General features: G+C 39.4%; 1 pseudogene. It reads left to right on the top strand.

The annotated features are described in order from the left end of the window. Nucleotides 1–215 (top strand): annotated as a pseudogene (locus AB4585_RS29715) (FUSC family protein); the annotation flags it as partial. Between the last annotated feature and the right edge of the window lie 6 nt (nt 216–221).

Genomic DNA, 221 nt, shown 5'->3' with positions numbered 1-221 from the left:
ATTTTGTGAATGTATTTTTGATTTGGAAGATAGCTTCAAAGCCGGCTCTAGCATTGCAAAAAGTACTAGGTGTTAACTTACTAATGGTAATGACCATGAGTGCCATGTACCTTACACCGAGCTTTTCACTTGTGGTGCCGATTACTATGCTAACCGTTATGGCGCTTGCTCTTGCTATCAGTGCATTCTATATGAAGTTATATCGAGATCTGTAGTTGAAC

The sequence above is a fragment of the Vibrio sp. 10N.222.49.C9 genome, assembly GCF_041474985.1.
Lineage (GTDB): Bacteria > Pseudomonadota > Gammaproteobacteria > Enterobacterales > Vibrionaceae > Vibrio > Vibrio crassostreae_C.
This window is presented reverse-complemented; position numbering and strand designations above follow the sequence as displayed.